A 14212-nucleotide genomic window follows, 5' to 3' on the forward strand; every position below is an offset into this window, starting at 1 on the left:
ATAGGGTTCGAGTAAGCCGTTATGGTTTAGCATGAATGCGATGAATAGCTTCTCTCAGCCATTGCCAAAAGCTCCCCGATGGCCTCGAACCCTCAAGTTCCGTTCTATTTCAGCGCTACACGATTCACTGACTAAATCGCTCGCAAATAATCTGAGTAATTAAGAAAAACTGCAACAAATAAAATGCAGTCATAAAAATTATGACTAACAACATCACTGATTAGCTTTTTTCTCTATATATAGGCTTGTATATATTGCTTAAAAACCAATTTATAGCTGTTAAAACTCCCGCACTTTTAGTCAAAAATATTGGCAAGCCCCTGAGACTTAACGCAATAAAATTAATCCAACCTTTACCTAAAATCAGATAGCTATATTTAACTGCAAGTTAATCCATTTTTTGTATTTTATTAGCGTAATTGATGATATTCCCCCATAGTGGTTTTTCCTCGTTCAGCGAGAAAGTCGAGCAGCTTTCCAGCATGAGTACTGACCAACCGCTCTAAGGGAAATTGCACCTGCTCAATAATATCAATACATTCAGCAAACTGCCCCACCGTGTAGGCAATGTGCGAATCACTCCCTAAGGTAATCCATGTTCCAGAATCCCGAGCAGCTTCTGCAATGGCTAAACAGTTTTTATGACTCCCTCGACGAGATCCCAAAAACGACGAATTGTTCAGCTCAATGAGCACCCGATAATGAGCAGCAGCTTCAACAACGGCATTAATATCGATGGGATAATTGGGATTTCCGGGATGGCCTATCACATCCACCAGCCCGTTTTTCATTGCATTAATCAATGCCTGTGTATTTGTTTTTTCATCATTTGGTGCAAAAATAGGTTCGTGTAAACTACCAATAACCAGATCCAGCTGTTTAACGAGCTTCTCAGGGACGTCAATCTCACCATCAATATGACAGATGTTGGCTTCAACACCACGCAACACCCCAACACCATCGATAATCCGCGGTACAACCTTTAAATTACCAAAATGCCAGAGATGCGGAGCTCCCGGCATCGATGGTGCATGATCGGTCATAGCCATCAATTTAATACCAGCAGCTTTTGCTGCTGCGACATTTTCTGCCAAAGAACTATACGCGTGACCACTACTAATAGTGTGCGTATGAGTATCGGTTTCAATTTGCATAGATATATTCCTATCAATAAAAGAAATGATTCGTATCGAACCCATTTACAGATCAATTAAATCCCTTGAATGGATTACGAAGATGACTCATCAAACGGAAGATCAAGTGACTGCTCATGCGGTTGTATTGATGATTGCGTCGCCTGAGCTTTAGCACGTAGATACCGCAATTTACGATTATGCGCTAAACGGATGACATTTCGTTGTTGGGAAGGTGTTAATTTTTGCCAATAGAAGCGCTCATCGCGATTGCGAAAACAACCGCGACAGAGCCCCTTTTCATTAACCTGACAAATGCCAATACAAGGGCTTGGAATAGGGAAAATTTCGATCTGTTGCATAAGTCAACCTCTCTACGGCTAGTTCAGCTTACGACGAATCGTCTTATGAATCAGTCTAGCTGCAGAGCCACATTCATCCCCATCATCGGTTATAACAAATTGGCTAGCAGTCCATTTAACTTAGCGTATTTTATAATCGATTAACATTACTAACGTCATAAAAAAGCCGGAAGCACTTTGCGCTTCCGGCTCATACAATGGTGATCGTCAATCTAAGCGTTGAATAGATCTTTTGCATTGTGCGGCGCACAGCGCAAATACTGAGGCGCGGGAGTCACATGCTCCCCTAGTGCTGCAGCAGCATGCCAAGCCCAACGCGGGTCATATAATATACCTCGAGCTAATGCAATGGCATCCGCTTGGCCACTGATGAGGATGCTTTCAGCCTGATGAGCGTCCGTAATTAAGCCAACAGCAATCACCGGCATCTGTTCAAGGGCCGCTTTAATTTGATGCGCACACTTGAGTTGATATCCAGGGCCAATATCTATTTTTTGCGCTGCACTTAATCCACCTGATGAAACATGGATATATGAACAACCACGTTCTTCAAGCGCTTTTGCCAGCTCAATACTTTGAGCAATATCCCATCCGCCATCAACCCAGTCAGATGCCGAAATACGAATGCCGACAGGTTTCTCTTTGGGAAAGACTTCGCGAATCCCCTCAAAAACCTCTAACACGAAACGCATCCGATTTTCCAGCGAACCACCATATTCGTCATCGCGCCGATTCGATAACGGCGACAAAAACTGGTGCAATAAATAACCATGGGCACCATGAATTTCAATCGCATCAAGCCCAAGTTTAGCCGCTCGCTGTGCGGCACTCACAAAGTTTGTTTTAACCGCTTCAATATCTTCAAGTGTCATCGCCAAAGGTGGGGTATCCCCTTTATTGACTGGAATGTCAGAAGGAGCGATAGTCTGCCAGCCCAACTCATGATTCGGATCAATTTGAGCGCCGCCTTTCCAAGATACTTCGCATGAAGCTTTACGTCCCGCATGACCAAGCTGGACCCCGATCGGGATATCCGAGTAACGACGGACACTTTCAAGAACCCGGCCCATAGCCTGCTCTGTTAAGTCATCCCATAAACCAACATCGCCATAACTGATCCGTCCTTGCGGCTCAACAGCACTCGCTTCGATAATGAGCATCCCTGCTCCGGACTGCGATAAACTACCTAGATGCTGAATATGCCAGTCAGTCATCTTACCGTGCTCTGCGCTATACATACACATCGGCGCAACAATCACTCGATTTGGCAACTCTAAATCGGCAAGCTTTAATGGAGTAAATAACTTAGACAAAGTATTCTCCTTACGGTTTGAATAATTGTTCAAGAATAACAAACCATCGAGTCGATAGACAACTCTAATTATCTATACATCCGTTTACTCGATACTAAACAGCAACGACAAAATAACTGGTCACGATCATAACTTAAGATGGCGGGGAAACTTTCCAAAATACACCAACGACTAAGAACCACCTCAGCACTTAAACAGACCAAAGGTATCTAGCTAATCAAATAAGCCGCTCAAAAGCCCAACGAGACTAAAACAACACCATAAAAAATGGGGCTTACATAAGCCCCTGAGATCCGAATATCACTTTTAATTGCTTAAAGTTTAGCACCGCAATTTATGCTTTCGCTTTAGCAATCATCACCATTGCTGGACGAATCAAGCGACCATTCAACTCATAGCCTTTTTGCATCACCAACAGAACAGTATTGGGTGCAACTTCTTCACTCTCCTGCATCCCCATCGCCTGATGTTTAGCCGGATCAAATGTCTGACCTTGCGGGTTAATTTCCTGAACACCAAATTTTTCGACCACATTCAAGAATGATTTCAGTGTCAATTCAACCCCTTCAATCATGGGCTTGAGTGTTTCATTTTCTTGATCCGCAGCACCTAGAGCACGCTCTAAGTTGTCAATCACCGGTAACAGTTCATTGACGAATTTTTCAAGCGCAAATTTATGAGCTTTTTCCACGTCTTGAGCACTACGGCGACGAATATTCTCAACTTCAGCATGAGCTCGGACGACACTATCTTTTTGATCCTGAACTTTCTGGTTCGCAGCTTCTAGCTGTGATTCCAACTCACTGATACGAGCATGAGCACTTGCCAACTCAGCATTATCTAGCTCAGCGGCTTCATCTTTGGTGATCACTTCAGGTTCTACAGCAGCATGTTCTTGCGCTTCAGTGGCTTGTTCGACAGATTCTGCCGTCTCTACATTCTGGTCGGTTTGGTTCTTTGGTTGCTCGCTACTCATGCGACACTCCGAAAAAGTTAGCCTAAATTACACTTGAGGCTTATTATGGGGATGATATTGTGGGTTTCAACCCAAAGTTAACGATTTGAAAAGGAAACCTGTCGGATTCTTAGCTTAATCCTGATTATTATCTATCCTTGATATAATGACTCAGGATGTGACATAAAGTCAGCTCAATAGCTCATAGTGAGCTGACTTCATGTCATATTTTAATTTTACCTATGAATAAAATTTTTCAAACAATCGGTCTAATTGGTAAGCCTAACCATGAGGGTGCAAATCAGACCCTAAATCAGTTGCATAACTTTCTGTATAACAGAGGGTACTATTTACTGGTTGAAGAGCGAGTTGCCAAGCAACTTCCCATTTGTTGCAGTGAAATTGCAAGCCGCAGCGAAATAGGCAGAAAAGCCGACTTGGCTATTGTTGTGGGGGGCGATGGGAATATGCTAGGCGCCGCTCGCGAATTTAGCGGTCACGATGTTGCAGTGATTGGGGTCAATCGAGGCAATTTAGGATTTTTAACCGACCTTCATCCAGACGACTTTGAAGAGCCGCTAACCAAAGTACTCGATGGCGAATTCATCACCGAGCATCGTTTTTTACTAGAAGCCGAGCTCATTCGTGATGGTCGAACATTAGAGGTTCACCGGGCGATGAATGAAGTTGTGATTCATCAGGGTAAAGTAGCCCATATGCTCGAAATGGATGTTTATGTTGACGATAATTTTATGCTCGGCCTTCGCGCCGACGGCCTGATTTTATCAACACCGACAGGATCAACCGCTTACTCGCTTTCTGGCGGCGGCCCCATTTTGACACCAGATCTTGAAGCCATTGCCATGGTTCCAATGTATCCGCACACCCTCAGCAGTCGCCCAACGGTGATTAACGGTAAATCGCAAGTATCAATCAAGTTTGCGCCGCAAAATCGCTCAGACAGCATGATGAGTTGTGATAGCCATATTCCAATTGCTATTCAACCGGGCGATGAGGTGATTGTCCGCCAACATCCACAGCGACTGCGACTGATTCACCCGACTAACTACAATTATTTTGAAGTTCTGCGTAAAAAACTAGGTTGGGGCAGCACACTCTTTTAAAAATATTGTATAAAACTTGCCCTTTTCGCAAAACAACTGTATATATATACATGTTATTTTGCGAAGGGGATTGCGCATGTTAACCCAACTTACTGTCCAAAATTTTGCGATTGTCCGTTTTTTAGAACTTGATTTATCAAGTGGTATGACCACTATCACCGGCGAAACAGGTGCTGGTAAATCCATTGCTATTGATGCCTTGGGGCTATGTTTAGGGGATCGCGCCGAAGCGGCAATGGTTCGCCCCAGAGAAAAACGCGCCGAGGTCTCAGCTCGTTTTGATATTCACCAAAATCTGGCCGCCCAGACATGGCTCCTAGACAACCAATTAGACAGCAGTGGTGAATGTATTCTACGCCGCGTAGTGACTCATGAAGGGCGTTCTAAAGCATACATTAATGCCACCCCCGTCCCCGTTAGTCAGTTAAAACACCTTGGTGCGAAGTTAGTCGCGATTCATGGGCAACATGCCCACCATCAACTGCTAAAACCAACTGAACAATTACGCATTATTGACAGCTATAGCCGCCATCAAAATCAGTTAGAGCAAGTCGCTCAAGCTTTTCAGCAATGGCAAAGTTTGCGCCATGAAAAAGACCGCTTATTGACGCAACAAGCTTCGCAGCAATCTCGTCAGCAACTATTAGAATATCAAGTGCAAGAACTTGATGAATTTGCGCTGCAACCTGAGGAATATCAGCAATTAGACCAACAGCACAAACGTTTATCAAACAGTTCAGAGTTGCTCGATGGTTGCCAGCAACTCGCCATGCTATTCAGTCAAGATGATGAAGTGAATGTCTTAGCGATGCTCTCGCAGGGCAGCAAAAAGTTAAGCGAGCTCCTAGAATATGAACCAACACTACAAAGCGCTTATGATCTTATCCAAGAAGCCATTATTCAGGTCGAAGAAGCCAGTCACCAACTTAGCCATTCAGCCGATCAGTTCGACGTTGACCCTGAAGAATTTGCCCAGTTAGAACAGCGTTTAAGTACCAGCCTTGATCTAGCACGCAAGCATCAAGTATCGCCGGAACAGCTTCCCGATCTGCACCTAAAACTCGCCGAAGAGCTGGCGCAAATGGCTTCTATGGATGAGTTACTCAAACAGATAGATGAGCAAATAACAACCAGTTGGCAAAGCTATCAAAGCGTTGCAGCTCGGTTAAGTCAAAGCCGCCAACGCCAAGCAAAACAACTCAGCCATCTGTTAGAAAAATCGATCCGGCAACTTAGCATGCCTAAGGCCAAATGCCAGTTAGAGATAATCTCTGATCCTGAACATCCCTCCCCTAATGGTTGGGATAAAGCCGAACTACTGGTTACGACCAACCCAGGGCAACCGCTACAACCATTAAATAAAGTCGTCTCAGGGGGGGAATTATCACGAATTAGCTTAGCGATTCAGGTGATCTGTGCTGAAAATATTCAGGTTCCAACCTTGATATTTGATGAGATTGATGTGGGAATTAGCGGTCCGACCGCTGCGATTGTTGGCCAGATGTTGCGATTATTAGGACAAACCAATCAGGTTCTATGTGTCACACACTTACCGCAGGTGGCCGGGAATGGCCATCAGCAATTGCGGGTCAGTAAAAAACAACAGAAACAGAGTACAGAAACAACGATGGATGTGCTCAACGGTGACCAGCGAGTTGAAGAATTGGCTAGATTGCTAGCGGGAGATGAAATCACCGAAGTCACCCTTGCCAATGCCAGAGAACTCCTCAAATGAGTAAAATAAGCTTAACTGTCTAAGTATTTAGGCAATCAGGACTTCTTTTTTAATCAGTCCTTGGTATTATGAGCAGCCTCAGACAGGATAAAAGAATGAAAATGATGCGCGTGCGATTGCTATTTTCGGCCATGCTGGCCACACTTGCGCTATCTGGCTGCTCAATGCTTGATAAGCTCGTTTATAAAATTAATATCCCTCAGGGAAACTACATTGAACAAAGTGAGGTCAACCAATTACGTATTGGAATGTCTCCTGCACAAGTAAAATATGTGATGGGGCCGCCAATGCTAGTTGATCTGTTTACACCACATACTTGGTATTATATTTACCATTATCAGGTGGGTAACGGTAAACTAACTCAGAAAAAACTGGTTATTACCTTTAAAGACAATAAACTGGCGAGCATGAGCGGTGATTATAAGCCAAGCCCACAGTTTAATACGCCAATTAACGCGCCAGTGCAGTCCGACATTAGTAGCTAATAATTGTGCCAAGCTGAGGCAAACACCTGCTTCAGCTATAGCAAATTCAATATAGCGGTCTTATTTAGTTTAATTTAAGAATCATTATGGCGCAGAGGATTCGGCCGACCACCGGTCACTTTATCCGCTTTGCCATTGTTTTTAGCTCGCTGAGCTCGAAGTTTGCGTAACTCTTTAGGATCAGCTAATAGCGGGCGATAAATCTCAATGCGATCACCATCACGCACTTGATGGGTTAATTTCGCAGCCCGACTAAAAATGCCAACTTCCAATTTTTGGCCCTTAAGTTCTGGGTGATACTGAAAAATACCCGACTGAGCGATCGCTTGTTCAATAGTCGTCCCTTCATCAACGATTTCGGATAACAAAGTCTGCTTCTCTGGCAACGCATAGACCACTTCGATATTGAGCTCACTCATTTACTTATACACCTGCTTAGCTCGAGCACAAAATGCCTGCACCATCGACCCTGCCAGCTCTTTAAATATTCGGCCAAAGGCCAAACTAACCAGCCGATTCGAAAATTCAAACTCCATCTCCAAGATCACCTTACAGGCATGTTCATCAAACTGCTTAAAATGCCATACCCCGTGGAGTTTTTTAAACGGCCCTTTCACTAGCATAATTTCAATACAATCATATGGATGCATGATATTATGTGTTGTAAATTCGCCTCGAATCCCCGCTTTAGCAACTGAGACCGTTGCAGTCATTTCATTATTTTCCAGACTCAAAAGTTTTCCCCCGACACAACCGGGCAGAAACTGTGGATAAGACTCCACATCATTGACCAGATGATACATCTGCTCAGCACTATAATTGACCAAGGCATTTCGTTGAATTTTAGTCATGAGCTCTCCCATCGCGATAATGACAGTAATTTTACCATCATCACCTATAAAGACGAAGAATATCAGTTTTCATGTGTTTAAAGATGGGTATAATAGCCACCCTATGGCTAAGAAAACGACAAAAAAGAAACCCGGCGGCAACACTATCGCCCTCAATAAAAAAGCACGTCACGAATTTAGTATCGAACAAAAATTCGAAGCCGGACTTGAACTACAGGGTTGGGAAGTTAAATCGCTTCGCGCGGGCAAAGTAAACATTAGTGATACATACGTCATCATCCATCGCGGTGAGGCTTATCTTATTGGCGCGACTATTCATCCGTTAAATGCGGCTTCCTCACATGTTGTGGCAGACCCAACCCGCAGTCGGAAATTGTTACTCAATCAGCGAGAATTAGATAAGTTAATCGGTTCAACCGAACGTCAGGGATATACCATTGTCGCTTTAGGCATGTACTGGAAGCGTTCTTGGGTAAAACTAGAAATAGGCCTGGCGAAAGGGAAAAGAGAACATGATAAACGCAGCGACATCAAAGAACGTGAATGGCAACGCGCCAAAGCGCGAGTGATGAAACACAATATGTAATGCGTTAAAAATGATATAAGCCTGTCCCAATGTGACAGGCTTATTTTTTCCTCGAAATCATCTGATTCAACTACGCTCATATCTATCAAGTCTGGCCTCAATCATCAGGTAGCATGATAAGGTGTCATTTATTCAAACTATTCGATATTCTGCGCCGCTTACAAAGCAGTCAATCAGCCCCCATTGCAAAATCTGCAACTATCCCCATATTAAAATTAACGTTTAAAGAACGGTAAATCGTATTTTTATCGTTAGATTGGTCAAATAAAGACCGAACTCAAAATTGCCGCTAGTTTCATGATAAGTAATTGTGCTAGACTAGCGCTCAATCACTGGGGCTGATTTAGGATTCGACAGGATCAATGAGTCCAGTGGAGCATGTCGAGGGGCGGTTGGCCTCGTTAAAAGCCGCAAAAAAATAGTCGCAAACGACGAAAACTACGCAGTAGCAGCTTAATAACCTGCTAGTGCTCTCCTGCCCCAGCTTCTGCCTGTAAGACGGGGACCAACAGGGGATCAAACCCAAACAGGATCGCGTGGATGCTCCCGCTTGAGAGCTGAACCGTTAAACCTAATTCAAGCTAGTGATAGTGTGGCGTGTTGACCCGCAGCATTATCGCGAATTTAAAGGTCGACTAAACATGTAGGGCCACTGGGTAAGAGGGTTCTGGACGGGGGTTCAACTCCCCCCAGCTCCACCAAATACAAAAAAGACGCTTTCGAGCGTCTTTTTTCTTGCCTGTAAGATATAAAAATCAATAAGTTAGAAACACATTATACCACAAAGCACTTCAATGTCGGGTTAGGCTTTCTGAAGAAAGCGTCCAAATCCTCACTAAAGAATCGAAAGCTAAGTTTGGAAATATTAAGTGCTTGAATGAGAAAATAAGCCATGTTGCTAACTGTGGTTTTATCTAGTCCCAACGTTTAGCTATATAACGCTTTAAAAGAAATCCAAAAAAGAGAGCACCGCCCCTCTCGCCAACCAAGATGCTTACTTTACTGGAAGTCATGCAGCCGATTCATAGTCACAGTGAATACGTGTTCCTATCAGCTCGTGATCCTAAAAAGCGATGCAATAGCCAAACTGCCAATATGATTTTAAAACGTATGGGCTTTGCAGGGCGTTTAGTCAGTTTTTAGCCAGTACCATGCTCAATGAGCAAAATTTGGTTGAAGCAGCGTTAGCCCACGTAGACGACAACCAGGTTCGTAGAACCGTACAGACTACTTAGAACATCGCATTCCCATGATGTGCTGGTGAGCGAGATATTGCAAAAGCTTCACATAGGAGCTTATCAGTAATGGAAACAAATCAACTAAAAGTTGTATAAATTATCTTACTGACCGTTCTGGTATGGTATGATAATTTTTAGTCAAAACGCTCGATGTACTGTACTTCATCGGGCATTTTGTATTTTAAAGCAGTATGGTAAAGCCAGAGACTAATAGATACTTTTTATGACAAAAATGTAATCAAACTATAAAGGGTTCATATTTTTATTAAACCAGTATACTTAATTCTTTTTAATCATTAACGCGAAAAATATAACATCATCGTCTACGCGATTTTTGATTTCGAAAAGCCGTTCTAAACTGTGATATTGTTTGTGCTTCTGAATCAGGATTTAAAGGCGTCAAGCCAAGAAAACGCTGTCTTTTATGATGAGCAAGTACTCTATCAAGAGATTTTCCATCACGGTTACTTAAGAAAAACCGATCTTCCTTCCCTAAATCCAATGTTGCTCCCAAAAATTCCCGACCTAGTGAGATCCCCAAATTGCCGGAATAAAATTTACATTCAGCAGTTAAAACAGTGTGGTTTTTCTTTGGATGGACCATATTTCGTCGACAAAATTCGCCTTCAGAAGCATCAACAACTAAAACATCACATTCATGAACAACGCCGGCAAGTCCTTCTACATACACACCGACATGACCTTCAAAAATCAGGTCGTTGCCAAAATCGATCATCGCATGTGCATAATCATTAGCCTTCGAATAAATTCGCCCTGGAGATGATCTGAAAAATAATGTCTTAGGAGATTTCGTACCATTAACTGTTTGAAATGATATCGACGCTCCTTCTTGCCGAGCTGCTTCTAACACCAATGATAACGCATACACTTCAAAAGCATCATTTGCCGCACCAGAAGATGTTACAGGAACCCTGTTTTTTAAATGTCGGTTATACGCGTTTTCAAGATCTTTCAGTGTCGTCATCGCCATTCTCTAACATTCTTTTAAAGCCATCGTACGCGAATTGACTTTCAGTCAAATCCCCATTTATGCTAGTCGCCTTAATTTCATGAAGAACCTCTTGATATATTTCATCATTATCTGATGGCACAAACTTTATTGATTCAATAGTCGCATCAAACTTCAATAGATTTTCCAGTGCAGAATGCCGTATTTTAGGTACATCTAAAAAAGCAACTTCGATAGATTTTAGTATCACACCAACTTTCTCATCAGGAGTAAAGGGCCTACTAGTTTCATATTTTTGACGTTTCTTCTTTTCTGGTGCTGGCAATTGATCGGGAGGTACTAATTTAAAGAAGCTACTATCGGTATCAGCTTCCTGGGCCTTCATTGATATACCTTGAGAAAAAGTATCTTCAATCTCCTCAGCCATCCAAGATGTACCTGAGCTCTGCCTCAAGACATTTAAAAAATCTTCTATTTTTTCCATCTATAACAACTCATTTCCATTAAAACAAAAATCTTCAATAAGGCTCTCATCAACCACCAACCATACGCTGCGTACTATGCATCAACGCAGTCTCGAATGCTGTATCAGAAGCAAATAGCTTGTAAAACTCCATATCTTCTTTACGGCGGCGAAGCATGACTTCCTTCAGTATTTTTTTATACACCAACTCTCGGTTTACCGGGTCTGGATTATTTTTGTATTTCGATTCAAAATCAGGGTGTTGACGGACACTCTCGGCAATTTTAATAAACTTGATACGTTGCTCTTCTGGCGTAGCACTCCACCCTTGGAACCAGCGCTCGTTAAAGGTACGGATGATTTCATCAAGCTCGTCAGTTTCAGAGTCCCCCCCATGAGCACTTCTAGGGTTAGGGTTTTGAGGATCAACCGGTGTTTCATCTGCACTCAACTTAATCGACTGATTAAGCTTAACTCGTTGTAACCCATATGAACTCAGGTCAACCGATTCCAAAAGCTTATCAAAAGCATCTGCATCTGGATCATCTACTTTCAGCTTAGGAATCAGAAATTTGAGGAACCAGAATAGTTTTTCCCATTCCACAATTTCATACGGCATAATTGACGCCATCTGACCGTAAATTTTTACAAACTGTTTGGCTTTAATTTTGAAATCAACTTGTTCTTCAGGCTCTAGACCAAGTTCTTCATCAAATCTAGCCACTGCAGTATCAATGATAGGGCTTAAGGTTTGTGCATCCTCATTATTAAAATAACGAGTCACAAAATCTTCAACTTCATACCATTCATATACACCGACATCATCCATTTCATCTTTCAGCTCATGCAGGACATTAATGTCGGTAGCCTGAGAGAGTGACGTTGCAGTATAAAAAGGATTGAATGATGCTTGAATATCCTCTGCTGAATTAAAGAAATCCAAAACAAACAAATCTTCGGTTTTCTTGCCCAACTTAGGTGCACTACGGTTGAGTCGGGATAATGCTTGAACACACAGAACACCTGCAAGTTTCTTGTCTACGTACATAGAGCAAAGCTTAGCTTGATCAAACCCTGTAAGGTACTTGTTTGCCACTACCAGTAAGCGATATTCATCCGTATCAAATTTGTCTTTCGTTTCCGTCTCTGCGAAGCCATTCATATCAGCTTCAGTGTATTCAATACCATCAACTGTTTTTGAGCCAGAAAAAGCAATCAGAACTTTGAAAGGATTACCTGACTCTTCAAGAATACGGCGAATAGCTCTGTAATAGCGTATAGCAGTCTCGATGTTCTGAGTAACAACCATACCTTTACCTTTGCCTTTTAGCTTCTTAGCGTTAACGACAGAAGGTATAAAGTGCTCCAGCATGATTTCAGCTTTTGTATCGATCGTCTGTTGACTGCGCTCAACAAAAGCCCTCAGTTTCTTCTGAGCTTTCTTGGTATCAAACTCAGGGTTTTCAGCTATCGACTTTTCAATCTCGTAATAGCTTCTGTAAGTCGTATAGTTGGCTAGCACATCCAGAATGAAACCTTCTTCAATCGCCTGCTTCATCGAATAAAGGTGAAATGGTTTAAACGTGCCATCCGGTTGCTGCTGACCAAATTTCTCCAAGGTTGTATTTTTAGGTGTTGCAGTGAAAGCAAGATACGAGGCATTACCACGCATTTTGCGTGATTTCATCGCCTGTAGAATTTTATCTTGTGCGTCTTCTTCCGCTTCAACGTCTTGTTTACCCATTGCCCGGTTCATATTGTCATGCGCAGAGCCAGACTGAGAGCTATGTGCTTCATCAATGATCACCGCGAAACGTTTATCACTGAGATCTTCAATCCCATCGATAATAAAAGGGAATTTTTGAATAGTGGTGATAATTATTTTTTTACCACCCTCTAATGCGCGTTTAAGCTCGGAAGAGGTAAAAGCTGGCGCAATAATGTTTTTGACCTCGGAGAACTCTTTGATGTTATCTCTCAACTGTTTATCAAGTAAACGACGGTCCGTTACAACGATAACAGAGTCAAACAATGGTTGTTCCATTCCCTTACCGCCAGAAACTTCATTAGTTTCCGGATAAGTTTCTATCAGTTGATATGCAGCCCAGGTGATAGAGTTTGATTTCCCAGACCCTGCGGAATGTTGAATCAAGTATGTATGACCAACACCATAAGTGGAGGCATGAGCAATCAATTTACGTACAACATCAAGCTGATGGTAACGCGGGAAGAATAAGATACGTTTCGCTAATGGAGTTTTGCTACCGCCGTCAAGACGCACAAAGTGTTGAATAATGTTAGCGATACTACTTTTGGTAAAGACTTCTTCCCATAGATATGCCGTTCGATGACCGTTAGGGTTTGGCGGGTTCCCTTTACCATGGTTATAACCTTTATTGAAAGGTAAGAAGAAAGTATTTTTCCCAGCTAATTTTGTGGTCATATACACTTCATCAGTATCGGCTGTCATATGGACCAGACAACGACCAAACGTCAGAAGTGGCTGAGTAGTATCTCTGTCTTCACGGTACTGTTTTTGACCATGGTAACGAGCTGTTTGTCCAGTCCACGCATTTTTCAACTCAAGAGTGACAATTGGAATACCGTTGATAAACAGCACCATATCTATTTCTTGCAGTGGATTGGCTAATGAGTAACGAAGCTGACGTGTACAACTGAAAATATTAGCTGCAAAATTTTGTTTTACCTTGTCACTGCTGCTCGCTAACGGTGCCGGATACATGAGGTTTAAATGGGCATCATCAACTTTCAGCCCCTTTTTAAGCAGATGCAACACTCCATGTTTTTTGATCAGGCGGTCGTAACGCTCTAAAATCTTACGTTGCCAATCACCCGGATTGTTCTTCTTCAATTTAGCCAGTTCTTGTTCCTGAGAGTCTTCAAGAAACTGCCAAAAGAAACGCTCATCCAGTGCATACTGCATATTGAAATCAGAAGGGAAACCAGATAGATAACCGCAATGTTGCATACCATAAG

General features: G+C 42.6%; 13 protein-coding genes, 1 other RNA gene and 1 pseudogene. 6 read left to right on the forward strand and 9 right to left on the reverse strand.

Features of this window, described 5'->3' with window-relative positions; genetic code table 11:
- Positions 1–410 precede the first annotated feature (410 nt).
- The 4 genes from EV690_RS05135 to grpE all read right to left on the reverse strand — a co-directional run bounded on the left by EV690_RS05135 (position 411) and on the right by grpE (position 3784).
- Positions 411–1154 (reverse strand): phosphatase, encoded by a 744-nt coding sequence (locus EV690_RS05135; RefSeq protein ID WP_131911839.1) that lies wholly within the window; start codon positions 1152–1154, stop codon positions 411–413.
- A gap of 74 nt (positions 1155–1228) precedes the next feature.
- A complete protein-coding gene (locus EV690_RS05140; protein ID WP_131911840.1) occupies positions 1229–1495 on the reverse strand; it encodes a DUF1289 domain-containing protein in 267 nt (88 codons plus the stop codon).
- A 212-nt stretch (positions 1496–1707) separates the two neighbouring features.
- Positions 1708–2808, reverse strand: a complete 1101-nt coding sequence (locus EV690_RS05145) for an NADH:flavin oxidoreductase/NADH oxidase (protein ID WP_131911841.1) — start codon at positions 2806–2808, stop codon at positions 1708–1710.
- A 334-nt stretch (positions 2809–3142) separates the two neighbouring features.
- The gene (gene grpE, locus EV690_RS05150) at positions 3143–3784 is read right to left on the reverse strand and encodes a nucleotide exchange factor GrpE (protein WP_131911842.1); all 642 of its coding nucleotides are present in this window, start codon (positions 3782–3784) and stop codon (positions 3143–3145) included.
- Positions 3785–4005: 221 nt separating this feature from the next.
- Between grpE and nadK the strand changes: the two genes are divergently transcribed.
- The 3 genes from nadK to bamE all read left to right on the forward strand — a co-directional run bounded on the left by nadK (position 4006) and on the right by bamE (position 7107).
- Positions 4006–4887: an NAD(+) kinase gene (gene nadK / locus EV690_RS05155; protein ID WP_131911843.1), complete on the forward strand. Its 882-nt coding sequence runs from the start codon at positions 4006–4008 to the stop codon at positions 4885–4887.
- Positions 4888–4963: 76 nt separating this feature from the next.
- Entirely contained in the window at positions 4964–6622 is a 1659-nt protein-coding gene (gene recN / locus EV690_RS05160; protein WP_131911844.1) for a DNA repair protein RecN, read from the forward strand.
- Between the two features lie 95 nt (positions 6623–6717).
- A complete protein-coding gene (gene bamE / locus EV690_RS05165) occupies positions 6718–7107 on the forward strand; it encodes an outer membrane protein assembly factor BamE (protein WP_396022802.1) in 390 nt (129 codons plus the stop codon).
- Between the two features lie 74 nt (positions 7108–7181).
- Here the strand turns inward: bamE and EV690_RS05170 are convergent, their stop codons facing one another.
- On the reverse strand, positions 7182–7526 hold the full coding sequence (locus EV690_RS05170; RefSeq protein ID WP_131911845.1) for an RnfH family protein: 345 nt from the start codon (positions 7524–7526) through the stop codon (positions 7182–7184).
- Complete coding sequence (locus tag EV690_RS05175) at positions 7527–7958, reverse strand: SRPBCC family protein (RefSeq protein WP_131911846.1); 432 nt, start codon at positions 7956–7958, stop codon at positions 7527–7529.
- A gap of 103 nt (positions 7959–8061) precedes the next feature.
- On the opposite strand from EV690_RS05175, the gene smpB reads away from it, so the two are divergent.
- The 3 genes and pseudogenes from smpB to EV690_RS18380 all read left to right on the forward strand — a co-directional run.
- Positions 8062–8544 (forward strand): SsrA-binding protein SmpB, encoded by a 483-nt coding sequence (gene smpB, locus EV690_RS05180; RefSeq protein WP_131911847.1) that lies wholly within the window; start codon positions 8062–8064, stop codon positions 8542–8544.
- A gap of 334 nt (positions 8545–8878) precedes the next feature.
- Positions 8879–9245: a transfer-messenger RNA gene (ssrA, locus tag EV690_RS05185) on the forward strand.
- Positions 9246–9483: 238 nt separating this feature from the next.
- A pseudogene (locus EV690_RS18380) lies at positions 9484–9878 on the forward strand (integrase); the annotation flags it as partial.
- 220 nt (positions 9879–10098) lie between these two features.
- Here EV690_RS18380 and EV690_RS05195 read toward each other — a convergent pair.
- From EV690_RS05195 to EV690_RS05205, 3 genes are read right to left on the reverse strand one after another with little or no spacing between them, the layout of a single operon-like run.
- Positions 10099–10773: a hypothetical protein gene (locus tag EV690_RS05195; protein ID WP_131911848.1), complete on the reverse strand. Its 675-nt coding sequence runs from the start codon at positions 10771–10773 to the stop codon at positions 10099–10101.
- Positions 10745–11236 carry a hypothetical protein gene (locus tag EV690_RS05200; protein WP_131911849.1) on the reverse strand — a complete coding sequence of 164 codons (492 nt, stop codon included), beginning with the start codon at positions 11234–11236 and terminating at the stop codon, positions 10745–10747. Before EV690_RS05200 ends, EV690_RS05195 begins: the two co-directional genes overlap by 29 nt.
- A gap of 49 nt (positions 11237–11285) precedes the next feature.
- Positions 11286–14204 (reverse strand): type I restriction endonuclease subunit R, encoded by a 2919-nt coding sequence (locus EV690_RS05205; RefSeq protein ID WP_396022831.1) that lies wholly within the window; start codon positions 14202–14204, stop codon positions 11286–11288.
- Positions 14205–14212 lie beyond the last annotated feature (8 nt).

The sequence above is a fragment of the Celerinatantimonas diazotrophica genome (assembly GCF_004339545.1).
GTDB classification, from domain to species: domain Bacteria; phylum Pseudomonadota; class Gammaproteobacteria; order Enterobacterales; family Celerinatantimonadaceae; genus Celerinatantimonas; species Celerinatantimonas diazotrophica.